21 protein-coding genes and 1 tRNA gene are annotated in these 24,675 nt (G+C 45.3%); 13 read left to right on the top strand and 9 right to left on the bottom strand.

Translation table 11 applies throughout. The features are described 5' to 3' along the window. Positions 1-168 precede the first annotated feature (168 nt). Genes T499_RS0110520 through T499_RS0110505 form a run of 4 tightly spaced genes read left to right on the top strand, consistent with a single transcriptional unit; the run spans position 169 to position 6,926 of the window. Positions 169-2,085 (top strand): MotA/TolQ/ExbB proton channel family protein, encoded by a 1,917-nt coding sequence (locus tag T499_RS0110520; RefSeq protein ID WP_033150926.1) that lies wholly within the window; start codon positions 169-171, stop codon positions 2,083-2,085. Then, positions 2,085-2,774 (top strand): OmpA family protein, encoded by a 690-nt coding sequence (locus T499_RS0110515; protein ID WP_033150925.1) that lies wholly within the window; start codon positions 2,085-2,087, stop codon positions 2,772-2,774. Before T499_RS0110520 ends, T499_RS0110515 begins: the two co-directional genes overlap by 1 nt. Next, entirely contained in the window at positions 2,764-4,164 is a 1,401-nt protein-coding gene (locus T499_RS0110510) for an EH signature domain-containing protein (protein WP_033150924.1), read from the top strand. The genes T499_RS0110515 and T499_RS0110510 overlap by 11 nt, the downstream gene beginning before the upstream one ends. Beyond that, positions 4,158-6,926, top strand: a complete 2,769-nt coding sequence (locus T499_RS0110505) for a DEAD/DEAH box helicase (RefSeq protein ID WP_033150923.1) — start codon at positions 4,158-4,160, stop codon at positions 6,924-6,926. Before T499_RS0110510 ends, T499_RS0110505 begins: the two co-directional genes overlap by 7 nt. 77 nt (positions 6,927-7,003) lie before the next feature. On the opposite strand, the gene T499_RS0110500 is transcribed toward T499_RS0110505, so the two are convergent. Continuing rightward, positions 7,004-7,849: a TIGR02172 family protein gene (locus T499_RS0110500; protein ID WP_033150922.1), complete on the bottom strand. Its 846-nt coding sequence runs from the start codon at positions 7,847-7,849 to the stop codon at positions 7,004-7,006. A gap of 218 nt (positions 7,850-8,067) precedes the next feature. On the opposite strand from T499_RS0110500, the gene T499_RS0110495 reads away from it, so the two are divergent. The 3 genes from T499_RS0110495 (at position 8,068) to mtgA (ending at position 10,682) form a co-directional block, all read left to right on the top strand. Continuing rightward, positions 8,068-9,135 carry a linear amide C-N hydrolase gene (locus T499_RS0110495; protein ID WP_084163106.1) on the top strand — a complete coding sequence of 356 codons (1,068 nt, stop codon included), beginning with the start codon at positions 8,068-8,070 and terminating at the stop codon, positions 9,133-9,135. A gap of 145 nt (positions 9,136-9,280) precedes the next feature. Beyond that, on the top strand, positions 9,281-9,961 hold the full coding sequence (locus T499_RS0110490) for a YiaD family glycine zipper/OmpA-like lipoprotein (RefSeq protein ID WP_033150921.1): 681 nt from the start codon (positions 9,281-9,283) through the stop codon (positions 9,959-9,961). Between the two features lie 34 nt (positions 9,962-9,995). Further along, positions 9,996-10,682, top strand: coding sequence for a monofunctional biosynthetic peptidoglycan transglycosylase (mtgA, locus tag T499_RS0110485; RefSeq protein WP_052173637.1), 687 nt, complete (start codon positions 9,996-9,998; stop codon positions 10,680-10,682). Positions 10,683-10,686: 4 nt separating this feature from the next. On the opposite strand, the gene T499_RS0110480 is transcribed toward mtgA, so the two are convergent. Genes T499_RS0110480 through T499_RS14255 form a run of 3 tightly spaced genes read right to left on the bottom strand, consistent with a single transcriptional unit; the run spans position 10,687 to position 13,141 of the window. Beyond that, the gene (locus T499_RS0110480; RefSeq protein WP_033150920.1) at positions 10,687-11,493 is read right to left on the bottom strand and encodes a TrmH family RNA methyltransferase; all 807 of its coding nucleotides are present in this window, start codon (positions 11,491-11,493) and stop codon (positions 10,687-10,689) included. Continuing rightward, on the bottom strand, positions 11,490-12,722 hold the full coding sequence (locus T499_RS0110475) for a M64 family metallopeptidase (RefSeq protein WP_033150919.1): 1,233 nt from the start codon (positions 12,720-12,722) through the stop codon (positions 11,490-11,492). The genes T499_RS0110480 and T499_RS0110475 overlap by 4 nt, the downstream gene beginning before the upstream one ends. Beyond that, positions 12,719-13,141: a 2-amino-4-hydroxy-6-hydroxymethyldihydropteridine diphosphokinase gene (locus T499_RS14255; protein WP_052173634.1), complete on the bottom strand. Its 423-nt coding sequence runs from the start codon at positions 13,139-13,141 to the stop codon at positions 12,719-12,721. Before T499_RS14255 ends, T499_RS0110475 begins: the two co-directional genes overlap by 4 nt. A 318-nt stretch (positions 13,142-13,459) precedes the next feature. Here T499_RS14255 and serC point away from each other — a divergent pair, with 318 nt between their 5' ends. The 5 genes from serC (at position 13,460) to T499_RS0110445 (ending at position 17,542) form a co-directional block, all read left to right on the top strand. Further along, the gene (gene serC / locus T499_RS0110465) at positions 13,460-14,527 is read left to right on the top strand and encodes a 3-phosphoserine/phosphohydroxythreonine transaminase (RefSeq protein ID WP_013064757.1); all 1,068 of its coding nucleotides are present in this window, start codon (positions 13,460-13,462) and stop codon (positions 14,525-14,527) included. 30 nt (positions 14,528-14,557) lie between these two features. Continuing rightward, positions 14,558-15,475 carry an NAD(P)-dependent oxidoreductase gene (locus T499_RS0110460; RefSeq protein WP_033150918.1) on the top strand — a complete coding sequence of 306 codons (918 nt, stop codon included), beginning with the start codon at positions 14,558-14,560 and terminating at the stop codon, positions 15,473-15,475. A gap of 79 nt (positions 15,476-15,554) precedes the next feature. After that, positions 15,555-15,980, top strand: coding sequence for an HIT family protein (locus T499_RS0110455; RefSeq protein ID WP_033150917.1), 426 nt, complete (start codon positions 15,555-15,557; stop codon positions 15,978-15,980). Positions 15,981-16,017: 37 nt separating this feature from the next. Continuing rightward, positions 16,018-17,265 (top strand): DUF1015 domain-containing protein, encoded by a 1,248-nt coding sequence (locus tag T499_RS0110450; protein WP_033150916.1) that lies wholly within the window; start codon positions 16,018-16,020, stop codon positions 17,263-17,265. 4 nt (positions 17,266-17,269) lie between these two features. Then, a complete protein-coding gene (locus tag T499_RS0110445) occupies positions 17,270-17,542 on the top strand; it encodes a TIGR03905 family TSCPD domain-containing protein (protein ID WP_013064145.1) in 273 nt (90 codons plus the stop codon). A 47-nt stretch (positions 17,543-17,589) separates the two neighbouring features. Here the strand turns inward: T499_RS0110445 and T499_RS0110440 are convergent. The 5 genes from T499_RS0110440 to prmA all read right to left on the bottom strand — a co-directional run bounded on the left by T499_RS0110440 (position 17,590) and on the right by prmA (position 23,534). Further along, positions 17,590-17,677: transfer RNA gene (locus T499_RS0110440), tRNA-Ser, on the bottom strand. 102 nt (positions 17,678-17,779) lie between these two features. Beyond that, entirely contained in the window at positions 17,780-18,364 is a 585-nt protein-coding gene (locus tag T499_RS0110435; protein ID WP_033150915.1) for an IMPACT family protein, read from the bottom strand. A gap of 118 nt (positions 18,365-18,482) precedes the next feature. Beyond that, entirely contained in the window at positions 18,483-21,743 is a 3,261-nt protein-coding gene (carB, locus tag T499_RS0110430; protein ID WP_033150914.1) for a carbamoyl-phosphate synthase (glutamine-hydrolyzing) large subunit, read from the bottom strand. 159 nt (positions 21,744-21,902) lie between these two features. Beyond that, positions 21,903-22,412, bottom strand: a complete 510-nt coding sequence (locus T499_RS0110425; protein ID WP_074683752.1) for a hypothetical protein — start codon at positions 22,410-22,412, stop codon at positions 21,903-21,905. A gap of 279 nt (positions 22,413-22,691) precedes the next feature. After that, on the bottom strand, positions 22,692-23,534 hold the full coding sequence (gene prmA / locus T499_RS0110420) for a 50S ribosomal protein L11 methyltransferase (protein ID WP_033150912.1): 843 nt from the start codon (positions 23,532-23,534) through the stop codon (positions 22,692-22,694). Between the two features lie 129 nt (positions 23,535-23,663). Here prmA and T499_RS14250 point away from each other — a divergent pair, with 129 nt between their 5' ends. Continuing rightward, positions 23,664-24,668, top strand: a complete 1,005-nt coding sequence (locus T499_RS14250) for a hypothetical protein (protein ID WP_052173632.1) — start codon at positions 23,664-23,666, stop codon at positions 24,666-24,668. Positions 24,669-24,675 lie beyond the last annotated feature (7 nt).

The raw sequence follows: 24,675 nt of genomic DNA, 5'->3' as shown, positions 1-24,675 counted from the left end.
TAAGAGGATTTGTTGTACTTCGACCATTCTTATTATTCATAAAACACTAAAATTTGAGAAAATGTTCTATTTAACTGAATCTTTTTAATTTTATTGAAGGATTTGAAATATTTTCATTATCTTTGCAGGCAAAATTTAATGTAAGAAACAAAATAATTAATAAATCTCATGACTATTATAACAATTGTAGCGGTAGCGGTAATAGTATCTGTAGCTATATGCTATTCAAGACCACTTCTTCGACTCAGGAACTATGCTAAAACTCTTAAAGAATCAAAGGATTTTAGTGACTTGTCCCAAAGATGCACATTCCTGTCTGACTTATGTAGTGATTACGATAGTACCCGAACTATTGATAAGGACGGAGAAAAGAAAACATTACACCAAGCTGAAGATTTCTTCAACAACTCAGAGTTAGCTCGTGCAAAAGGAATCAATTTAAAGCATATTAATTCGGCACCAGGCGTGTTGTCAGGACTTGGAGTACTTGGCACTTTTGTTGGTTTAACTTTTAGCGTTGCAACTTTTGACAGTTCTGACTCTGCCGCTATCATGACAAGTATCAAGACGCTTTTGGGAGGTATGGGAACTGCCTTTATTACGTCATTGATAGGTATGGCATTGTCGGCCATTTATATAATTTTCTCTAAAAAATACTACAATAACTATGACAATGCGATAGCAGCTTTTGATAGACAAATGGATCAGAAGTTTCATATTTCAGCTGACGAAATTATTATTTCTGAAAATGAAAAGACAAAACGAGAAATATTAAATAGACTATCTGCAATCGAGAAGTCGAAAGAGGTAAACGAAAAACTTAATGCAATACAGGAAGCACTTACCATTCTGGATGAAGATGGTGCCAGTATTACAGCTGGAACAATGATGTTGAACTTATATGAAGAATCTGAAAAGCAATCTCAAGCATTGGAGTCGTTTACAACAGATTTATCAAATGAACTTAATGCATCTTTGGGCAAGACAATGGAATCATCAATTGTGCCATTGATAGTTAATCTTGAAAAGAGTCATGAAGTAATGAATACCAAGATAGAAAATCTGTCGAACAATATTCAATCTCCAGCTACTGATTTCGTTACCACTGCAGTTGGAGAACTTAAATCTTCGATGCTGACGATGGCTAATGAGTTTAGGGATTCTATTTCCAAACAGTCAATTACACAAATCGAGGCACTCGCTAATAATCTTTCCAAATCGGGTGAGTTGTTGAATACATTACCGATGACGATGCAGTTGATGTCTGAAAAAGTTACGGCGAGCTTCAATGAAGTTAACCAAGTGGTTGGTAAGATTCAGGCTAATGTCGCTAAACAACAATCTGATATAATTGAAAATACTAAGATTGCTAATGACCAGCTTACAAATGACTTCCAGCAGAAGTTTAACGAGATGGCTTCGTTACAGCAGTCGGTATTAACAAAGATGAGTGAACAAATGGATGCTACTATGCATTCGGTAATGACTCAGTTGGAGAAGGCTGTGGGAGGGCTTAACGAGCAACAGAACAGTCTGTCGGATACACATGCTCGATCAACCCGAGAAATTGAGCGTCTACTTCAAGGTTTTGCACAGAGCGTTGCCAATATGCACAATGCTAATTCTGAAAGCTCAGAAATGCTTGTTTCAATCAAGAAGGCTGGCGACAATTTGAACGAATCTACAGACAAACTCAAAACATTAGCTGTAAGCCTTGATTCTGCATCAACAGCAATTACTGATCAACAAAAAGAAGCTACTGCCAGATTTGTAGAGATGCAGCAGGAGAACCTTAATATCATCAGCCAGCTGTCTACAGCATTGTCAAATGCTCAAAGTATGGTTGATAGTTATGTTTCAGACTTTGAGACGCTCAAAGAAGGCATGAAGGAGGTATTCAAGGGTATCAATGAAGGATTAAAAGATTACAGTGCTACACTGAGAGAAAGTACAGGTGGAGCTTTGGCAGAATACTCGGATGCAATGACAAAATCTACAGAAGGTTTGAAGAATATTGCTGCTGCATTGGAGGAGTCGGCAGAAGAGTTAAGTGACAGCATCGACAAGTTCAAAAGATTGAAATAATGGCAACAGGTAGGAAGATAAATGAGACGGAAGAAAACCCTTTCGCTATGTCGATCGGTGATTTGATGGCTGGTCTACTATTCATTTTCATATTGTTGCTGACAGCGACAATGCTAAAAGTACAGACAAAGTCGGATAAGGAAGCTGCTATCACACAGGAGTATGACCGAGTTAAAACTCAGTTATACATTGACCTCCAGGAAGAATTTAAAGATAGTCTTAAAGTCTGGAATGCAGAAATCGATTCTATCCAATTAAGTGTGCGCTTTCAGGAACCATCAACATTGTTTGATTTCGCAAAAGATGATTTAAAACCAAAATTCAAATCAATCCTGAACGACTTCTTCCCCAGATACATTGCGTTACTGAATGACCCCAAATATCGTGATGACATTGAAGAAATACGAATAGAGGGACATACAGATACATCTGGCGAGTATTTTACAAATATGAAACTATCGCAAGACAGGACGAGAACAGTGTTGGAGTATTGTTTCAATCTGCTGGATGAAACTAAGAAAGACTGGGCAATATCGAAGGCTACAGCCAATGGCTTATCATATAGTCATATAATCACGAATCCAGATGGATCAGAAAACCCTGATAGATCTCGTCGTGTTGAATTTAGAATAAGAACAAATGCAGAGCGGAAACTTGAAGAAATAGCAAGAAATAGAAATGAGCAATAGTATAAATGATATTATGGGCTTTTATTTTGACTCCAATACATTTACGCTTGGGGCAAAATCTTGCATAAGTAGTGCGCAGCAGAAAATCATTGATAATGCCACCAATAGACAACGCACTATAGCCCGTCATTGTGCTGCTGCAGAAGAAAAACAACCCAATCAATCTACCATCGATGCCGCATATCGAAAGTTCAAGAATGGTTACACCAAATTGAATGCAGAAGACTATTCATCGCGAGAAATAAGAGCGCTGATTTATTGCCTTCATAAATTTGAGAACGATACTATGGTATCGACGTTTGCCAAAGTGCTTGATAAACAATGGAGAAATCGCTTTTTTAATGGGTTGCTCTATTTCCTTCTATCATGTTGGGATATAACAGGGAGCAATAGATTGCAAATGATAATTGATGTGTTTCAGCGTCAATTGAAAACTTATAATGGAAAACGAGATAAATATCTGCTTTTGAAACAGAATGCTCGTTTCTTAACCCTAAATGGAGCAGAATTATTAGGTATGACTCTGCGAAAAATGGATGTAGGACAAACTAAAAGTTGTTCTATATTCTCAGCTCCATCTGTTTTCTTCGGTTTGTCATCAAACAACATTGATTTTCAGTACTATTCAAAGGTTATAACCTCTTATTTCGGGAGAAATGCTATCGAGAAATTGGATATGCTTAAAGATGTCCTTGAAAGTCATAACTATGATGCTACGCCCAAACGCATTATTCCAGCTATGATCATCCAAAACAAGGATATCGTGAATGAGGCTAATCAAGAGTACCTAAGATCTATTGCGGTAAAAATGATTGGTAATCCAGAACTGGCATCTAAATGGTCTTTACGGAATGGATCACCTGAGGAGAACTCGAACCTACAGGAGGCACGCCAAATATTAAACGAATGGCTAAAACGTAAGTTCATCAGCATTTTCTTTGAAAAATGCATGCATGAGCCTGCAAGACAAAAATATTGGCTGGAACATATAGACCTTATAGAAGATCTTGAAATATGGACCACTCCATTTACGATGTCAATTCTGAAACAAGACAAACGAATAGCTGACATGCTAATAACGAAGGTTTATGTTTTAGACAATGAAAAAAAGGTTGATAAGTCAGCTCTGATTATGTCTGTAGGCAACTATTACTTTATTGAGTTCTCTGATGTAGGATGCCTATACATATATAGAAAGAATAGCATCTATGGTTCGCAGATTGCGTCGAAAAGATTCTTCTACTTCGATGAAATCAAGAGAATGAAAGTAGAAACCATTCAGAGTTTCTATGTCGAGAAACAGGAAGGCAAAATAGACCATCATAAAGGATGGGAGGGCACCCTTGAAAAATGGATGGAACGACATCGCGTAATACAGAATATATGGTAAAAGTATCAGCAACAACAGACTGTATCTGTCTGGAATATATCAAAGAGGGCATAACAATGCCTTATTCAGCATGGAAGGATGATCCAGAAGCATCCGTTTATAGTGATATCGTAAGTGAATTTGTGGACAATGGACAAGCTTTTGTTCATGAGTCAGGTTGCGAACTATCTTATGATGCCGTATATATCTTAAACACATATGAACGCAATGTACTTTCAATACCTGAGCTATATCCTTTTACCATATATGTTCAACCAAAGGGCTTACTAAAAGATTCTTCTTTTCAGTATTCGGTTGCGTATAGAGAGTCAAAGTTGGGACGGCGTTTTAATGTTAAACGTCAAGGTGCTATTATCGATACAGGAAGTAAAAAGTATCTTCTAAATAAGCACCAGTTTGAGTTGGTTGAAGCAATTAATGAATATAACCATCTTTCTTTTGACAGCAAGACTCTTAATGGAAATCTCATAGAGTTTTCACGCCTAAAGGACTTATCGCAAAAAGCCAAAGCTGTTCTTGATAAGTATCTGCAGAGTGAGGATGTTTATGTTCCTGCAAAATTAAAAATTGAAATAGAGAAGTGCGGAGAGGATTGTTATGAACTGATACCATCTATTGATTCTGCCTATTCTGACCAATTTATTCGCTATCTAGAATCACGAAACGAAGTTCCTGATAACATTGCAGTTAGCGATGATCACAATAACCGCACACGAGTCGTAATCGACGAGGAGAAGCAGGAGATTATTCGTAAAATCAGGAAAAACTATAAAGGAGTTTCAGCCAGAAAGCTGAAAGAGGTAGTAGATAATCCTGCTCTTTTCCTTGATGTTGATCATTGTGATATTTCAGAGTTTTATAGTGATAGAGTTATTGAGATTGGTCTATACAAACCAAAAGTATATCCTTTCGTATCACCATACAAGTCTTCTTGGATACCTTCATATACGGTGGAGGACCGTGTAAATGGTACTACAAATATCAGTTTCGAAACAATAGAAGAAGTTGATGAATTTGAGAAAGTTCTAGATCGAGCAAGTACGCAAGGAGAAAGTGCGGTTTCTTACCGAGACACCATGATCAATGTGGAAGATGGATATCAAATTGCCAAGGATGCTCGTAAAAAACTAGAGGAACATAATCTTAAAGAAAAAAAGGAAAAGAAAGTACTCATTGTTGAGGAGAACGCAGAAAACCTTGGATATTCTGTTGAGACTCAACATGCTATTGATGAAGGTAAATACATATTCCACAATATTCCTGGCCTAAAGCCAGAAATTAAGCTTAAGAAACACCAGATAGAAGGTGTTGCGTGGTTGCAAAGCTTGATTGCAGCAAAAAGTAAAGGATGTCTTCTTGCTGACGACATGGGTCTTGGAAAGACATTGCAACTTTTGTCGCTGATTGATTGGTATGATAAAAGCTACCCTAATAACCAGAATCCGTATTTAATTGTTGCACCTGTTTCTTTGATAGAGAACTGGCAACAAGAGTATGAAAAGTTCTTTGCATCCCCACGTATACCCGTATGTTCGTTAACGGGAAGTGTTTTATCTCGTCACTTTGGTAAGGGCATTGATAAAAGCTTAATAGCATATCTGCAGAAAAGACAGATTATCATCACGAACTATGAGACTATTAGATCTTTCCAGTTTAGTTTCTGTGCTGTAAACTATTCTTTGATCATATTGGACGAGGCTCAGAAAATCAAAACACCAGGAGCCCTAGTGACCAATGCTGCTAAAGCTCTTAAGGGAGAGTTTAAGGTTGCTATGACGGGAACTCCTGTAGAGAATACTCTGGTAGATCTTTGGTGTATTATGGACTTTTCATTGCCAGGCCTGCTTGGCAATTGCCGCGAATTTGCTCATAAGTATCAAGCGCCCTTGAAATCTGCTGATACAGATGTTTTAGAACTCGGTAATCAGGTCCGTAAGGCAATGGGCTCTTATTTTCTACGTAGATTGAAACAGGATGTAGCAAAAGACTTACCAACAAAGAGCATTAGGCGCATCCCAGTTGAAATGCCAGAGGTACAACGAAAGAGATATAGTCAAGCAATTGCTACTGCTCAACAAGAAAAAGACAAATTTAACAAAGAGTCTGGCTATATGTTGAAGTGTATTATGCAGCTTCGAGAAATTTCTGACCATCCATATCTGGGTGAGGATTGGACATCGTATTCGATAGAAGAACTCATTAATTCATCTGCTAAGATGAAAGCTACCATACCACTTCTTGATGAAATACAGTCGAAAAATGAAAAAGTAATACTCTTTGCTGAACGTCGAGAAACTCAGAATATTTTAAAACGCTTAGTCAAGTTTCGTTATCATTTAGATACTCATATCATAAATGGCGACACACCGACAATGCAGAATGAAAGATTCCGAAATGGAAAGATGTCTCGTCAACAAGCCATAGATGATTTCCAAAATAGAAATGGCTTCAATGTTATCATAATGTCTCCATTAGCGGCCGGTATGGGTTTGAATGTTGTTGGTGCTAATCATGTGGTTCATTATTCGCGACATTGGAATCCAGCCAAGGAAGAACAGGCAACAGATAGAGTATACAGAATTGGACAAACAAAAGATGTATTTGTTTATTATCCGATGGCAGTCATTGATGGCATGACTTGTTTCGACCAAACGTTGGATGCTCTTCTTGCTCAAAAATCTCAATTGGCTGAAGCAACATTATTCCCAACTGTGAGAATTGAAGTCAACAGCGAAGAACTGTTTAACAAACTTTTTATATAACATCATCCAAAGTACAAGAAAAAGGAGGCCTTGGATACCTAAGCACCTCCCGCACAAAGACGTTTTCAAAAAGAAGATTACAAAAGCTTCCCGATGTTCTGCAGGGCAGCATCGGGCATGGGACGATTGAATACCATGTGGAAGATGTAGGGCACCTTTGCAGCGTAATAAGGAAGCAAGCGCTGGGTGGCCTCGTGGATGGCTTGCGGGTCGCTGGTGCCAAGATAGGCTGGGAAGAATATGTCCCAATGGGCCATCATCGTTTCATGTGTAATATGAAATATGTGTTCAACACGATCGCCTGGCATATTGTGGCACATGGTCCAGAGGAGCGCCAAGTCCCACTCGGGTACACCATAAGCAAATTCTCCTAAATCTATCCAAAGGTCGCGCTGGCCGTCGGTAATGATGTTGCCGATATGCAGATCGCCATGCAGGCAGCGTGGGGTATCGGGTACAGTATCCAGAAATTGCAATACTCGCTGCTTGTAATCCTCGGGTACCATATCCTTTTCGTGATAGAAGTTAGCGATTCTCTGCTTATAGGACTGAAGGCGCGTGGTGTCGGCCTGCTTGGCATGCAGCTCCTTAGCCATACGTGCAAATTTGAGCGATATCTCCTCTAATCGTTCTGGTTCCTGGGAAATAATACGGGTATATGAGCGCTTGTTTTTGATAAGTTCGTATTCGGCGCCGCTCCGTTGGCCATCGGTAATCAATCGGAAAGGTTCGGGCGATGGTATGCCTAACTCGAACACGGCGCGGGCGGTAAGAAACTCGGCTTTGGCTCTGTCGGCTTCGAATCCAGGATTATAAAGCTTGGCCAGCGAAAGGCCATCCTTATGGGTGTAGGTAAGAGCAGTACCGCCCTCGCCAGTCTGGATATAGTCGTCTAAATTAATTCGCTGTATTTCTTCGTTCATAAGCATATATCTTTATTAAACCAGCCACCTACATAGCCGTCGTGCGCAAGAGCATGGCTTATTTCTTTCATCATAGTAATATTTAATTCTTCGCAAATTATAGATTTCGGGTGTAAAATTAAGAATTTCTTCGGAAAAATGCAAGTTAGAAGATACTTTTTTGTATCTTTGCAGCATCAAACATAAATTTGAAAACGTTAATTATAAACTATAAACTAATGAAGAAAGTATTGAAAATTGCGCTATTCAGCGTCATGGGATTGGTTGTATTACTGGGAATTGCCGTGTGGTTGGAGTTCGGCCATCTGGTTAAAGGTGCAAACTCGTGTGTGAAACTGGACGACGGATTGTACTACATGGAGTACAAAGGCGACGACGGGTTTGACGGACTGATGGCCAAGGGGGGCATAGCTAAAGCCGACGAGCTGGCCGGATATGCCATCGAATTCCTGTCGAAGGGTCATTACAAGCCCGAAATCAGCACATCGAAGCAGGCATACGGATGCTCGGCACTAACCGTAAACACGCCTGAGGGCGACATTCTGATGGGGCGCAACTTTGATTTCCCATCGGCCATTGGCGTGATATTGCATTGCATTCCCGATAAAGGCTACGAAACAATCACCACCTTTAACGTGGAGTTCTACAACTTTGGCGAGAACTATAAACCCGAGGGATTTAAGAATCAGTATATGGCGCTTACAGGATTGTTTGTGGCGCTGGACGGTATTAACGAGAAGGGACTGGCCATTGCCGACCTGATGGCTGGCGACACTGTGCAGACGCACCAGAACACCAGCAAACCCGACCTGACTACAACGGCCGCCATACCTTATATGCTGAAAAATGCTGCTACCGTTGACGAGGCGCTGAAACTGCTGGAGGGTATAGATATGCACTCGGACATAGGTTCGGCCCACCATTACGCAATGGCCGATGCAACGGGCAAAAGGGTAGTTGTGGAGTATGTGGACAATAAAATGGTGGTGGTAGAATCGCCTGCTGTGGCTAACCACTATCTGTGCGAGCAGAAACTGAATGCGGGTTTGGAGCCTGGCGATAAGCGTTACGACATGCTATGCGAGCGATATGCCGAAAACAGCGGTGTAATGAACATGGAACAGCTTACTAACGCGATTGCATCGGTATCGCAACCACAGCGCGAAGGGTTCCTGGGCACAGCGTGGACCATGGTGATGAACCTGAAGCACCCTTCGGTTACCTATTATTCGCAGCGCCACTATAACAAGCCATTCTGCTTTAGTCTGAAATCGACTGCTGAGTAAAATCCTGCATCTCTCTACATAAAAATCATTAATCGGAACAAAAATACAAAAAAATAACGATATAATGATACTCGCTTTAAAAAAATGTACTATCTTTGCACGCAGAAACAATAGTAAACGATTAATTAACAAATTTAGAACGAGTATGAAAAGTATGAAATCAATCGCCGTAGCACTGTGCGCTTCGATGGTGCTGGCTGGATGTAACATGAGTAACACAGCTAAGGGTACAATGATTGGTGCTGGTGGCGGTGCTGCCCTGGGTGCTATTATTGGTAAGATTGCAGGTAACACAGCTGTTGGTGCCGCTATCGGTGGTGCTGTAGGTGCTGGTACTGGTGCAATCATCGGTAAGAAGATGGACAAGGCTAAGAAGGAGGCTGAGGCCGTTAAGAACGCTCAGGTTGAGACTATCACCGACGCTAACGGACTTGAGGCTGTTAAGGTTACATTTGATTCGGGTATTCTGTTTGCTACTAACAAGGCTGACCTGAATGCCTCGTCAAAGAGCTCACTGCAGCAGTTTGCTACCGTACTGAAGAACAACAGCGCTTGCGACGTTGCTATCTACGGTCACACCGATAATACTGGTAGCGATGCTATCAACAATCCTCTGTCGGTTAACCGTGCTAAGAGCGTATCTAACTATCTGAAGTCGCTGGGTGTTCCTGCTTCACAGATCAAGTCGGTTGACGGTCAGGGTTCTACCAACCCAGTTGCTGACAACAGCACAGCCGAGGGCCGCAAGCAGAACCGTCGCGTTGAGGTTTACATGTACGCTTCGGAGCAGATGATTAAGGATGCTAACGCTGAGGCAGCCAAGTAAAATGTAACAATTAAAAACTTTAAGAATTTAAAAATTGAAGTTTCTTAAGAATACTCTGAAATGGATAGTGGTGGTATTTTTTGCCTCCACTATTCTTGCTGTTATGGCACTACGTTTCTTGCCGGTTTACTTTACACCTCTGATGTTTATACGCTGTTCGCAGCAGATTAGCGAGGGTAAGGACCTGAAGCTGAAACACCACTGGGTATCGCTGGACAAGATATCACCATCGTTGCCTATGGCGGTGATGGCGAGCGAGGATGCTAAATTCCTGCAGCATCACGGTTTCGACTTCCAGGCTATCGAAAAGGCTGCCAAACGTAACAGCAAGCACCCCGAGAAACGTAAGCTGGGTGCATCTACCATCTCGCAGCAAACGGCTAAGAATGTGTTCCTTTGGCCTGGACGCTCGTGGGTGCGTAAAGGGTTCGAGGTGTATTTTACAGCACTCATCGAACTGATGTGGAGTAAAGAGAGAATTATGGAGGTGTATCTGAACTCGATTGAGATGGGGGATGGTATCTATGGTGCACAGGCCGTTGCCGAAGAGCACTTTAATACCGATGCATCGAAGCTAACAAAGGCCCAATGCGCCCTGATTGCAGCTACACTGCCTAATCCACGTAAATTCTCGAGCAAGAATCCTTCGGGCTATATGTACAAGCGCCAAGGAAGGATTATGCGCGAGATGAAATACGTAGATAAACTATCTGATAAATAAGTACTTACTTTCTGAGTTCCCAGAAAGCCACTGCCGCTGCCGCTGCCACATTGAGTGAATCAACTTGGTGTGACATCGGTATGCGCACGGTGAAATCGGCGTTGGTGATAGTCTGCTGGGGCAGACCGTCGCCCTCGGTACCCATTATAAATGCCAGGCGCTCCTGCTGCTTCAGCACAGGATCATCGAGCGAGATGGATTTATCGGTGAGGGCCATTGCGGCTGTCTGATAGCCCAATGAGCGCAGGGTATCGTAAGAGTCGAGCCAAGTCCAGGGAACTAAAAATACCGAACCCATCGATACACGCACAGCGCGGCGATTCAAGGGATCGCAGCTGTTACGGGTAAGTAATACGGCATCGATGCCCAGAGCGGCTGCACTACGGAAAATGGCACCGATATTGGTGGTATCAACCACGCCATCGATCACCACGATGCGATGTTTCTGACCGCTGGGAATGCTACCCAGCACCTGTTGTACGCTCAATTCAGGTTTGCGACGCATGGCGCAGAGCACGCCACGGGTGAGGGTATAGCCGGTAAGTTGGGCCAGCAGTTCGCGCTCGCCAGTATAGATAGGAATATCACCACAGGCGGCAATAATATCGGCTGCATCGCCTGTAATATGCTTGCGCTCGCAAAGCAGCGCCTGGGGCTGATAGCCAGCCTGCAGGGCCACACGTATCACTTTAGGACTCTCGGCAATAAACAAGCCGCGTTCGACATCAAGTTTGTTTCGGAGCTGCGCTTCAGTGAGCGTCCCAAACACCTCAATGTCAGGCTGTTGTAAGGATTGTATTTCAGTAATCATTTAGTATAAAAATCAATTAAACGTTGCAGGGCCTGCTGGCAAACCAAACAGAACTCGGGTTCCTCGTTGGTGCGCATGCGACAGTTCTCGTAACCACGCCAAACACCCTTTGAGAGGTAACCGCCGCCCTCGATAAAACCGGCCTTTTTATCCTTAATCAGGTTCTCCCATTTGCCGTTGAAATCGTGCTTTGTTGTGAGATTGGGCTCCCAAGGCTCGGTATCGGCAAAATACATAGGATCGTCGTCGCCGTAAGGGTACTCATCACCCAGACCGCCAAACGAATGACCAAACTCGTGAACCACAACGGGACGGAAGTGCTTGCCGTGGGCATAAGTAAGGTTGTAAGAGTTGTAGATACCGCCGCCACCATAGCGATCGGTGTTTACCAGCACGATGATGTGCTCGTAAGGGATGCCTGCCAGCACATCGTGCAGCTTCTTCAGGTGCAGGGTAGTGAGGTAGCGCTCGCTATAGAAGGTGTCGAAATGCGAGCCGAGTGGGGTATTCTTCCATATGCCTTTATTGGGCTCGCTGGTGCCGCTCTCAACAGATGGCGGCATCACGGCTACCATATTGAATTTCAGCTGGTTCTGCTTAAAGGGCTCGTGTTCGAACAGCGATTCCATCGCTATACGACAATCGTTCAGGAACACGTCCGTCTCCTGCTGCTGATAGCCTTCGGCCACAAAAGCCACACGAATGCAGCGTGCGGTATCGGCAGCCTGCTGCAGGGTGACATGGGGTGTAATCTGGCGCTCGCCAGCCTTACGAATCAGAATATCCTTAGGATCTACCTTATGGGTAAGACGTGTGATGACCTGATCGTGGTAATCAAAGAGCTCGACCTTAATTTCGACGGGCGATTTGGGGAAGGGCACCAGAAACACGTTCTCGAACGATTTCTGCGTTTGTTTGGCTTCGGCGGTAGATACCCACTCCTGGAACAAACTTGAGAACGAGTGGCGATAAATCACCATTCCATCGGCGAGCGAACGCACCGTAATCTGTCCGTTGCCCTTGAGTGGCAGCTCGGCCAGATGCTGCTTGCGACCGTACCAGCGGGGCAAGCTTACCAACTCGTCGACAAATATCTGCTGACGGGTAGCATCGCCTGCAAAAGTATAGTCTAATCGCAGGGTTTTATCTTCGAAATAATCGTCGAAGTTCTGTGCTTGTGCGCTAAAAGATGACAAAAGTAACGCACTGATAATAAACAATTTTCTCATAATTCGTTAATTAAATCCTTTACGTAGTTTCGTTCCCAGTCGCGATGGTGAAAACGCTCGCCATCGTACTCCAGCAAATCAAGGTCGACGGTTACAATACCATCCTCGTTATGCGTGCGACCCAGACGTTTCTCAATCTCCTTCAGCACCTCGTTCAGCAGGTTCATACCCAAGGCAGTGGTGCCTTTGCACAACTGATTAAGATATTTGGGACATTGACCATTGACCATTCTTGCCTTGCAAGCCAGCAGAGCTGGAGCGGACCATTGACCATTTCCTACGGGTTCGGTGTAGATAGCGGAGGTGAAATGTACCTCGCTGAGCAGCTGGGTGAGCTGGGTGCGGGCAGCCTCTAAGTTGGCCTCGTGATTGATATTCGAAGCCAGACTGATAATAATATAATGTTCTTTCTGTATCATAACGATTGCAAAGATAGCTATTTTAAGGCACGAATTACACGAATTTCACGAATTTTAAAGAATTAATAATTATTTTCGTGTTAATTCGTGTAATTCGTGCCAAATATTCAGTATCTTTGCAACGTCATAATATATAATAAGGTGTAGCAATCTATCAAAAGCGGTAGAAAAATGCCATATTGAGTTGACAAAATGAAAGAAAAAGAGGAAATATTGTGAATTTCTGCTTAAATATTTGGTGGATTAAAATAAAAAGTGTAATTTCGCAGCGTTTTTCAAAGACATAGAATATAAACCATTTAATAAATAAACAATCAAATGAAGAAGTACAACTTTAACGCCGGTCCCTCGATGCTTCCTCGCGAGGTGATTGAGAAGACCGCACAGCAGTGTCTTGATTTCAACGGCTCAGGTCTCTCTCTGATGGAGATCAGCCATCGTGCAAAGGACTTTCAGCCTGTAGTTGACGAGGCTGTAGCTCTCGTAAAGGAACTCCTTAACGTTCCCGAGGGTTACTCCGTGATTTTCCTTGGTGGTGGTGCCAGTCTGGAGTTCTGTATGATTCCTTATAACTTCCTGATTAAGAAGGCTGCTTACCTGAACACCGGTGTTTGGGCTAAGAAGGCTATGAAGGAAGCAAAGCTTTTCGGTGAGGTAGTAGAGGTGGCTTCTTCAGCTGATGCCAACTATACCTTCATCCCTAAGGATTGGACTGTTCCCGCTGATGCTGACTATCTGCACATCACAACAAATAATACTATCTATGGTACTGAGATCCGTAAGGACCTCGACGTTCCCGTTCGTCTGATTGCCGATATGTCATCAGATATCTTCAGCCGTCCTGTTGACGTTGCTAAGTACGATGCCATCTACGCTGGTGCTCAGAAGAACCTGGCTATGGCCGGTGTTACTATCGTGATTGTTAAGGACGACGCTCTGGGTAAGGCTCCACGTGAGATCCCAACCATGCTCGACTACCGTACACACGTAGATAAGGGCAGTATGTTCAATACTCCTCCTGTAGTTCCTATCTACAGCGCTCTCGAGAATCTGCGCTGGATCAAGGCCCAGGGTGGTGTAGAGGCTATGGATAAGCTGGCTCAGCAGCGTGCAGAGATTGTTTATGGCGAGATCGACCGCAACAAGATGTTCGTAGGTACAGCTAAGGCTGAGGATCGTTCGCTGATGAACATCTGCTTCGTAATGGCCGACGAGTACAAGGAGCTGGAGAAGGACTTCCTCGACTTCGCAGTATCAAAGGGTATGGTTGGTGTTAAGGGTCACCGCTCAGTTGGTGGTTTCCGTGCATCTTGCTACAACGCCCAGACCATCGAAGGCTGCAACGCTCTCGTAGCTTGCATGAAGGAATTCGAAGCAAATCACTAATACATTAAACATTAAAGATTAAACATTAAGATGAAAGTATTAGTTGCAACAGAGAAGCCATTTGCAGCAGCTGCTGTTAATGGTATTAAGGCAGAGATTGAGGCAGCCGGCAATGAGCTGGTACTGCTCGAGAAATATACAGAAAAGGCTCAGTTCCTGGCAGCCGTTGCTGATGCCGACGCACTCATTATCCGTAGTGATAAGGTGGATGCTGAGGTATTGGACGCTGCTAAGCAGTTGAAGATTGTGGTTCGTGCCGGTGCTGGTTACGACAACATCGACCTGGCTGCTGCTACTGCTCACAACGTGGTGGCCGAGAACACCCCTGGTCAGAACTCAAACGCTGTAGCCGAGTTGGTATTCGGTTTGCTCGTGATGGCCGTTCGTGGTTTCTACAACGGTAAGAGCGGCAGTGAGTTGCTGGGTAAGAAGCTGGGTATCCTGGCTTTCGGTAATGTAGGTCGCAATGTGGCTCGCATCGCCAAGGGCTTCGGTATGGACGTTTATGCTTACGATGCTTTCTGCCCTGCAGAGGTGATCGAGGCAGCTGGCGTGCATGCTGTTTGCTGCCAGGAGAAGTTGTTCGAGACTTGTGATGTTGTTTCACTCCACATCCCTGCTACTCCTGAGACCAAGCAGAGCATCAATGCCGAGCTGGTTGGCAAGATGAAGAAGGGTGGCGTGCTGGTTAACACAGCCCGTAAGGAGGTTATCAACGAGCCCGAGCTGATTAAGCTGATGGCTGAGCGTGAGGACCTGAAGTTCGTGACCGACATCATGCCAGATGCTAACGATGAGTTCGCTAAGTTCGAGGGTCGCTACTTCTCAACTCCTAAGAAGATGGGTGCTCAGACAGCCGAGGCCAACATCAATGCTGGTATCGCTGCTGCCAAGCAGATCAACGCCTTCTTCAAGGATGGCGACACCAAGTTCCAGGTAAACAAGTAATATACTTACATATCAGGTGCACAGGAGGGTTTAAGCCCTACTTGTGCACTTTTGTATTTTCCTAAAACCTATTTTAATTATGCAAAGTGATCCAAAACAGTGCTTGTATTGCACGAATAATCAGACGCTTCACGACCTGATGATTGAGTTTGCTCAACTGTCGGTGTCGCGAGCTTTTCTTTTTAAGGAGCAGACCTATCGCGGTCGTTGCCTGGTGGCCTATAAGGACCACGTGAATGATCTGAACGAGTTGAGCGACGAAGATCGCAATGCCTTTATGGCCGATGTGGCCAAGGTGACTCGTGCCATGCAGAAAGCATTCAACCCCGAGAAAATCAATTATGGTGCCTATAGCGACAAGCTGTCGCATCTGCACTTCCACCTGGCTCCCAAATATGTAGATGGCCCCGACTACGGCGGCGTGTTCCAGATGAACCCAGGCAAGGTATATCTTACCGACGCCGAATATGCCGAGATGATCGAAAAAATCAAGGCCAATCTTTAATCTTTTAATGTTTAATCATTAATGTTTCATATATAACATGGCTATTATCAAACCATTCAAGGGTATTCGCCCACCAAAAGAACTTGTAGAGCAAGTTGAGAGCCGTCCTTACGACGTGCTCGACAGTGAAGAGGCGAGGGCAGAGGCTGGCGACAACGAGAAGAGCCTCTATCACATTATCAAACCAGAGATTGATTTCCCTGTTGGTACCTCGGAGTACGACCCACGTGTGTACGAAAAGGCTGCCGAGAACTTCCAGAAGTTCCAGGATAAGGGTTGGTTGGTACAGGATGCCGACGACCACTATTACATCTATGCGCAGACCATGAACGGAAAGACGCAGTACGGACTGGTGGTTGGCGCTTATGTAGATGACTACATGAAGGGCAACATCAAGAAGCACGAGCTGACCCGCAGAGATAAGGAAGAGGACCGCATGAAGCATGTTCGTGTGAACAATGCTAACATCGAGCCAGTATTCTTTGCTTATCCCGACAACACTGTACTGAACGAGCTGATAATGCGTTATGCTGCAACAGAGCCCGAGTACGATTTCGTAGCTCCTATCGATGGCTTCCGTCATCAGTTCTGGGTAATCAGCGACGCTAAGGATATGCAGACCATCACTGAGCAGTTTGCCCAGATGCCATCGCTGTATATCGCCGATGGTCACCACCGTTCGGCAGCTGCCGCTCTGGTTGGTGCCGAGAAGCAGAAGCAGAACCCCAACCACAATGGTACCGAGGAGTATAACTACTTTATGGCAGTTTGCTTCCAGGCATCGCAGCTCACTATTCTGGACTACAACCGCGTAGTGAAGGATCTGAACGGCATGTCGAGCGAAGAGTTCCTGGCTGCCCTGCAGGTAAACTTCGAGGTTGAGGATAAGGGTACCGAGATTTACAAGCCACAGCAGTTGCACGAGTTCTCGCTCTATCTGGATGAGCACTGGTACAGTCTGAAGGCCAAGGAGGGAACATACGATAATACCGATCCTATCGGTGTGCTGGATGTGGATATCTCAAGCCGCCTGATTCTGGACGAGATTCTGAACATCGGCGACCTGCGCTCATCACAGCGCATCGACTTCGTAGGTGGACTGCGTGGACTGAAAGAGCTGAAGCGCCGTGTTGACTCAGGCGAGATGCGTGCTGCGCTGGCTCTCTATCCCGTATCAATGCAGCAGATTATGGATATTGCCGACAGCGGTAAGATTATGCCACCAAAGGCAACCTGGTTCGAGCCAAAGCTGCGTTCAGGACTGGTAATTCACAAGTTGAGCTAAGCCGATGAAGACTAAGCATATACAGTACGAAACTCAGGGCACATGTTCGAAACTGATCGACGTGACTGCCGATGAGAACAACGTGATACAGCAGGTGTTTTTCCTTGGAGGTTGCAACGGCAACCTTCAGGGAATAAGCCAGTTGGTACGCGGACAGAAGATTGACGATGTGATACCCAAGATCAACGGCATTCGTTGTGGTGCCAAAGGTACATCGTGCCCCGATCAGTTATGCCGGGCACTTGAGAAACTCAAAGATGCTCCATTAGAGGGATAATAAAGAAATAAGGCTCCGGAAATTCCGAAGCCTTATTCTTTTCTTTGCGGAGAGTGAGGGATTCAAACCCCCGATACCCGAAAGGGGTATACCGGATTTCGAGTCCAGCGCGATCGATCACTCTGCCAACTCTCCAATCAAGCTTAAGCAAATCGATGTACTCGTTTTATATTTGCGAGTGCAAAGGTAATGCTTTTTTAGGAAACCACCAAACATTTTTTGCGGAAAATGCGATTTTTATTCGAATGACAGCTTAGATAGTCGGTTGCGCAGTTGCTCGGCTTCCGATTTACGAATGCTGAGCTTGATTTCGCAGGTATTATCATAGGTTTGCGAAACAATACGTGGATGCATCTCTTTCACAATTCGCATCACATCATTCATCAGCGGATAGGCGAAAGTGTAGGTCACAATCTCCTCAACCTGACGGGTTTCAAACTCGGAGTGGGCGAGGGCATCGGCAGCTGCTTCGCGATAGGCCACAATCAAACCCGATGTACCTAAGTTCACACCACCATAATAACGCACCACTACTATCAGGATATCCGTTAACTCGTTGCTGTTAATCTGTCCCAGAATGGGTTTGCCGGCTGTGCTCGATGGTTCGCCATCGTCGTTAGCGCGGAACTCCAATCGTTCGGCACCTAACATATACGCATAGCAAACATGGCGGGCATCGTAGTACTTCTTACGATATCCGGCTAATAATTCCTTGATTTCGTCAAGGGTTTCTACATGATGAGCGAAGGCGAGGAACTTGCTACGCTTTTCAGTGTAATATCCCTCACCTCCGCTTTTTAGTGTTTTATACTCGTCAATCATTTATCATTGAACATTGACCATTGAACATTGACCATTTATCATTGACCACTGACCATTTATATTGTACTGTCTCTAAAGGCGCAGCAATAATGGTCAATCGTCAATGGTCAATGTTCAATCAATTATTATACTCCTGCCATGATTTGATCTTCACATCATCGATGCTCATAGCGGTGAAGGCCTCGATAAATGCCTTGGCCAAACGCACGTTAGTCATCAAAGGTATGTTATGATCGATGGCACCACGACGGATCTTGTAACCATTGGTGAGCTCGCGACTGGTGTGATTCTTTGGTACATTGATAACCAAACCAACCTTGTGCTGACTGATGAGATCCATCACATTATTTTCGCCGGTTTCATCGGGCCATGCTACAGCTACAGCCTTTACACCGTTATCATTAAAGAACTTAGCGGTTCCAGCGGTGGCGTAGATGGTGTAACCCTTCTTGGCCAACTGCTGTGCTGGCTCCAGCAAGCTTACCTTACCCTTGGCGCCACCAGAAGAAATCAGAACGGCATCCTTAGGAATAGAGTAACCGGTTGCGATGAGCGAGTTGAGCAGGGCCTCGTTCAGGTCGTCGCCCAAGCAACCAACCTCACCAGTTGAGCTCATGTCGACACCCAGAACTGGGTCGGCATTCTGCAAACGGGCGAACGAGAACTGACTGGCCTTCACACCAATGCGGTCGATGTCGAACTCACTCTTGTCAGGCTTCTGATAAGGTGCGTCGAGCATGATTTTTGTAGCTGTTTCGATGAAATTACGCTTTAAAATCTTTGACACAAATGGAAATGAACGGCTGGCACGCAGGTTACACTCAATAACCTTAACCTCGCGGTTCTTGGCGAGGAACTGTATGTTGAACGGTCCAGAGATGTTCAATTCGGCTGCAATCTTGTGTGCAATTTTCTTTATCTGACGGATGGTAGAGAAATAGATGTTCTGAGCGGGGAAAACCATCGTGGCGTCGCCCGAGTGAACACCTGCATACTCCACATGTTCAGAGATAGCGTACTCGATTACCTCGCCCTTGTCGGCTACAGCGTCGAATTCTATCTCCTTAGTCTCTGTCATGAACTTAGATACTACTACAGGGAACTCTTTTGATACCTCGGTAGCCATATTCAGGAAGCGAAGCAGCTCTGCTTCGTCGTAACAAACGTTCATGGCGGCACCCGAAAGAACGTACGAAGGACGAACCAGAACGGGGTAGCCCACCTTGGCCACAAAATCCTTCACATCGTCGAAACTGGTGAGTGCCTGCCATGCTGGCTGGTCGATTCCAAGCTTGTCGAGCATGGCCGAGAACTTGTCGCGGTTCTCAGCGCGGTCGATGTCAACAGGCGAGGTTCCAAGCACGGGAACTCCCTGTCTATGCAATTTCATTGCCAGGTTATTAGGTATCTGACCACCCACTGAAACGATGACACCACGAGGCGACTCCAATTCGATCACATCGAGCACGCGCTCCAACGAAAGTTCGTCGAAATACAAGCGGTCGCACATGTCGTAGTCGGTCGAAACGGTCTCAGGGTTGTAGTTAATCATGATAGATTTGTAACCCAGCTTGCGAGCGGTGTTGATGGCGTTAACCGAACACCAGTCGAACTCAACCGACGAACCGATACGGTAAGCACCCGAACCGAGTACTACCACCGATTTCTCATTATTATAATAATTAATGTCGTGTGCAGCTACATATTTCTCACCCTCGGGATTTCCGAATGCTGGAACATGGGTGTAGGTGAAGTAGAGGTAGTTGGTAAGCTCAGGATGCTCAGAGGCAACTGTTGGGATGCGCTTAACCGATGGCACTACGCCGCGCTGCTTACGATACTTGCGAACAGCCAGATTCTCCTTCTCCATATTTCCACCCTGTGGCTTGAGAACGAAGCGGGCAATCTGGAAATCGCTGAAACCGCAACGTTTTACCTCCAGCAGCAGCTCATCGGGCAGTTCCTCAAGCTGATTATACTTCAGCAGCTCGTGCTTCAGGTCGACAATATGCTTCAGGCGCTCCAGGAACCAAACGTCAATCTTGGTAAGCTGCTCGATACGCTCGATGGTGTAGCCCTCTTCGAGAGCCTGAGCGATAGCAAAGATACGCAGGTCGGTTGGGTTAGCCAACTCCTCGTCGAGGTTATCAAACTTGGTGTGGTCGTTGCCCACGAAACCGTGCATGCCCTGACCAATCATACGCAAGCCCTTCTGAATCATCTCCTCGAAGCTGCGACCGATACTCATAATCTCACCAACCGATTTCATCGACGAACCAATCTGACGGCTCACACCTGCAAACTTAGTCAGGTCCCAACGAGGAATCTTACAGATCATATAGTCGAGACTTGGTGCTACATAAGCACTTGATGTAGTGCCCATTTCGCCGATTTGATCGAGTGTATATCCAAGCGCAATCTTGGCAGCAACGAAGGCGAGGGGATAGCCAGTAGCCTTAGATGCCAAAGCCGAAGAACGGCTCAAGCGCGCGTTGATTTCGATGATACGGTAGTCGTTGGTCTCAGCGTTGAATGCGAACTGAATATTGCACTCACCCACAATGCCCAGATGCTTTACACACTTAATAGTGATTTCCTGCAGCATTTTAACCTGCTCCTCGCGCAGCGAGCAAGTAGGCGCAACTACGATGGATTCGCCAGTATGGATACCCAGTGGGTCGAAATTCTCCATCGAGGCAACGGTAAAGCAACGGTCGTTAGCATCGCGGATGCACTCAAACTCGATTTCCTTCCAGCCCTTCAGACTCTCTTCAACCAGAATCTGTGGAGCGAAAGTAAAGGCCGACTCGGCCAACTCGATGAACTTCTTCTCATCGGGACAGATACCTGAACCCAGACCACCCAGCGCATAAGCCGAACGGATCATGATAGGGAATCCAATCTCGTGAGCTGCCTTCAGGGCATCTTCCATCGACTCTACAGCGTGGCTTACAGGAACCTTCAGATCAACCTCGCCCAGTTTCTTTACAAACAAGTCGCGGTCTTCGGTGTTCATAATGGCTTCTACACTTGTACCAAGTACCTCAACACCATACTCTTTCAGAGTTCCGTTCAAGTAAAGCTCAGTACCGCAGTTAAGCGCGGTCTGTCCACCAAATGCCAAGAGGATGCCGTCGGGGCGCTCCTTCTTGATAATCTCAGTTACGAAGTGTGTATTTACCGGCTGGAAATACACCTTGTCTGCAATACCCTCGCTGGTCTGGATGGTTGCGATGTTAGGGTTTACGAGTACACTCTTGATACCTTCCTCGCGAAGTGCCTTTAGGGCCTGAGAGCCTGAATAGTCAAACTCTCCTGCTTGTCCGATTTTCAGGGCACCTGATCCGAGAACCAGCACCTTTTTCAGTTCTTTTTTCATATTCGTATTGGTTTTTATTTTGAAGATTGCATAAAATCGCTTGCAAAGATACGAAGTTTATTTTAAACTTCCAAAAACAGCGTCTTGTAAAGTGTTAAAAAAAGGGCCCAACTTATTAAAAAGTGAGCCCTTTAGATATAAAATAAATGTTTATGCGTTTTACTCGTAATAAGTAATGGTACGGGTCATTTCCATTTCCTGACCCATCATGCTCATTTTACGGCTAATCCAGTTACCTTTATCGTCGAACTTATAGTCGGTGAGGGGGACCTCAACATCCTGACCCATCATGTTCATCTTCTGAGCCTTTACCAGTCCGTTCTCGTCGTAAACTAAGACCTGCTTAATCTCCTGCCCCATAACGTTTGTGGTCTGGCTGACAAGCTTGCCATTCTCCCAGGTGAACTTAACCTCAGCCTCCTGGCCCTGCATGCTCATCTTGGCGCTCTGAATGTAGCCATTCTCGTCGTACTTGGCATCGGTCAGACCGTCCTGCTGCATCTTACCGTCCTCGGTAAAGGTGGTGTTACGTGGCATACCCATCACGGTCATGCTGATTGATTTAACGGCGCCCTTAGCCTCGTTAGCTTCAACGTCGTGGAACTTGGTTTGTGCCTGCATAGTCATAGCCATTGCAAGGGCAGCAATCATCATTGTTAGTTTCTTCATTTCTGAAAAGTTTTAATTGGTTGTACAAAATAGTTGATAAATGAATTATCGGCGACAAAGATAAGGCAAATTTTGCTAACCGCCAAACGAAAATGCGTTTTTCTGCGATTTTTTATAAAACAAAAAGAGGCGAGCATTCACTGCTAGCCTCTTTCGTTAAAAAACTAAATTAATCAACCATAAACCTTAACCATTAAAATCGAGTGCAAAGGTACTGATTAAAAATGTAATCACCAAATGTTTCGGTGTATTCTTAACAATATTTATATTATCTGCATATTAATGCTTCAGTACCAGGCAAGCCCAATCATGGTCGGTAGTCTTCGATACCAACTTTAGTCCGATGGAATGGGCTTTTTCTATCAGAATTTCGCAATCGTCTGAGTAGAAGCCACTTAGGATAAGCAGCGAGCCCTCGTGCATCTTGCTAACAAACATCGGCATGTCGGCCAAAAGGATATTTCTGTTGATGTTAGCCAGCACAATATCGAATTTTTCGTCGATATTTTCGAGTATTTTAGCGTCGCCCAAAAGCGAAGTGAATCGATCGTCAACACGATTAATCACGGCGTTATGGCGGGCATTATCTACGCTCCATTCGTCGATATCATAACCTACAGCCTCGGTTGCACCCAATTTCAGGGCGCAGATAGAAAGGATACCCGTACCTGTACCGCAATCCAGCACGCGACCTTTGGCCAACTTCAGCAGCTGGGTGCAAATCATACGTGTGGTTTCGTGGGTACCGGTACCAAAGGCCAGCTTGGCATCGATTTCGATCTGTACCTTACTATCTACCTCGGGCAGATGGCGACCGTCGTGAATCACCAGTTGGTCGGCAATCACGATGGGCTCAAACCCCTCCTGTTCCCATTGCTCATTCCAGTCGCGATCCTCGGCCTCGCGTACATTATATATAATAGAGGTACCCTCGAAAGGGAAATCCTCGATACACTCGCGCAGTGCATCTTCATCGAAGAGCGACTGCTGCACATAACCCTTCAAGCCTGTTTCGGTTTCCTCGAAAGTTTCGAAACCAGCCTCGCCAGCAAGCGACGCAAACAGGTCGGCAGCATCGGCCGAATAGGGTGAAATGGTGAATTCTACCTCAAAATACTTCATATAATCGTTAATTTTTGAGGCAAAATTACAAAAATTAGGGAAAATCCTATCATAAGTTAGGGTTTTTCCCTATTTTTGCACCAAAATTCGTTGTATTTTTGCAACGTGAATCATTAAACTTAGAAGAAAATGAAGAAACTGTTACTAATTTCAATGCTGATCGGAGCCATGCCTCTCTCGATGATGGCTCAGGACGACGACCTCTACTTCGTACCAAAGAAGAAGAAGGCACAGGTAGAGCATGTGAAGGATATCGCCCCCGTGGTGGCTCCGCAGTCAAAAGCCAAGAGCAGCTACGAGGTGATTGACGGTGATACTACCAAGTTAGATGTAATCGACTTTACTGAAGGAAAGGGTGTTTATCCTGCCGACACGCTGGAGGCTGAGGATTTTGCCCTGACCAAGAACATGGTTCGCTTTGATGACTACGACGTGAGCAGCAATGCTGCTTTCTGGACTGGTTATCGTGCCGGTTCAAGCACTTGGGGTTGGCACTCACCTTGGTACTACAGTCGTTACGGCTGGTACGATCCCTGGTACTATGGTTCATGGTATAGCAGCGTAATGTGGAACAATCCATACTACCTGAGCTGGTGGGATCCTTACTACTACGGCTGGTACGATCCATATTGGAGCACATGGGGTTGGCCATATTATGGCTACTACAGCTACTACAGCTGGTATTCGCCTTATCGCTACTGGGGCTATCCCTATTACTATGGTGGCGGCGGCGGTGGCCGAACACACTACTACGGTCACACTGGCAATGCCGGTTCTATCGACATCAAGGGCAGCACAGGTCGTCGACCTTCATACCGCAACTCTGTTGCCAACAGCAGTTCGCGTATGGGCAGCCTGAGAGATCGCGCCAGCAGAATGGGTGGCGACCGTGTATATAGCAGCGGTAACACACAGCGCAGCAGCTCTGGTAACTTCAGCGGTCGCCGTGGTGGTAACAACTCTAATTCTAATTATAATTACTCGTCACCAACTCGCTCTAACTCTACTTACAGCAGTCCATCACGCTCAAGCAGCGGTAGCTTTGGCAGCAGCAGTAGCAGTGGTAGCTTCGGAGGCTCTCGTAGCTCTGGTGGCGGTGGCGGCGGTGGTAGCCGTATGGGAGGACGCCGTTGACATTGAA

The sequence above is a fragment of the Prevotella sp. RM4 genome (assembly GCF_000701965.1).
Classification (GTDB): domain Bacteria; phylum Bacteroidota; class Bacteroidia; order Bacteroidales; family Bacteroidaceae; genus Prevotella; species Prevotella ruminicola.
The sequence above is the reverse complement of the archived record's forward strand: the minus strand, read 5'-3'. Positions and strand labels throughout refer to the sequence as shown.

Excerpts from the sequence above, each read along its gene's own strand:
- T499_RS0110460 (WP_033150918.1), top strand. The coding sequence starts at position 14,558 with ATGAAAGTATTAGTTGCAACAGAGAAGCCATTTGCAGCAGCTGCTGTT.
- T499_RS14250 (WP_052173632.1), top strand. The coding sequence starts at position 23,664 with ATGAAGAAACTGTTACTAATTTCAATGCTGATCGGAGCCATGCCTCTC.
- T499_RS0110495 (WP_084163106.1), top strand. The coding sequence starts at position 8,068 with ATGAAGAAAGTATTGAAAATTGCGCTATTCAGCGTCATGGGATTGGTT.
- T499_RS0110450 (WP_033150916.1), top strand. The coding sequence starts at position 16,018 with ATGGCTATTATCAAACCATTCAAGGGTATTCGCCCACCAAAAGAACTT.
- T499_RS14255 (WP_052173634.1), bottom strand. The coding sequence starts at position 13,141 with ATGATACAGAAAGAACATTATATTATTATCAGTCTGGCTTCGAATATC.
- T499_RS0110455 (WP_033150917.1), top strand. The coding sequence starts at position 15,555 with ATGCAAAGTGATCCAAAACAGTGCTTGTATTGCACGAATAATCAGACG.
- carB (WP_033150914.1), bottom strand. The coding sequence starts at position 21,743 with ATGAAAAAAGAACTGAAAAAGGTGCTGGTTCTCGGATCAGGTGCCCTG.
- T499_RS0110435 (WP_033150915.1), bottom strand. The coding sequence starts at position 18,364 with ATGATTGACGAGTATAAAACACTAAAAAGCGGAGGTGAGGGATATTAC.
- T499_RS0110490 (WP_033150921.1), top strand. The coding sequence starts at position 9,281 with ATGAAAAGTATGAAATCAATCGCCGTAGCACTGTGCGCTTCGATGGTG.
- T499_RS0110445 (WP_013064145.1), top strand. The coding sequence starts at position 17,270 with ATGAAGACTAAGCATATACAGTACGAAACTCAGGGCACATGTTCGAAA.
- T499_RS0110520 (WP_033150926.1), top strand. The coding sequence starts at position 169 with ATGACTATTATAACAATTGTAGCGGTAGCGGTAATAGTATCTGTAGCT.
- serC (WP_013064757.1), top strand. The coding sequence starts at position 13,460 with ATGAAGAAGTACAACTTTAACGCCGGTCCCTCGATGCTTCCTCGCGAG.
- T499_RS0110425 (WP_074683752.1), bottom strand. The coding sequence starts at position 22,412 with ATGAAGAAACTAACAATGATGATTGCTGCCCTTGCAATGGCTATGACT.
- T499_RS0110505 (WP_033150923.1), top strand. The coding sequence starts at position 4,158 with ATGGTAAAAGTATCAGCAACAACAGACTGTATCTGTCTGGAATATATC.
- T499_RS0110515 (WP_033150925.1), top strand. The coding sequence starts at position 2,085 with ATGGCAACAGGTAGGAAGATAAATGAGACGGAAGAAAACCCTTTCGCT.
- T499_RS0110480 (WP_033150920.1), bottom strand. The coding sequence starts at position 11,493 with ATGATTACTGAAATACAATCCTTACAACAGCCTGACATTGAGGTGTTT.
- T499_RS0110475 (WP_033150919.1), bottom strand. The coding sequence starts at position 12,722 with ATGAGAAAATTGTTTATTATCAGTGCGTTACTTTTGTCATCTTTTAGC.
- T499_RS0110510 (WP_033150924.1), top strand. The coding sequence starts at position 2,764 with ATGAGCAATAGTATAAATGATATTATGGGCTTTTATTTTGACTCCAAT.
- prmA (WP_033150912.1), bottom strand. The coding sequence starts at position 23,534 with ATGAAGTATTTTGAGGTAGAATTCACCATTTCACCCTATTCGGCCGAT.
- T499_RS0110500 (WP_033150922.1), bottom strand. The coding sequence starts at position 7,849 with ATGAACGAAGAAATACAGCGAATTAATTTAGACGACTATATCCAGACT.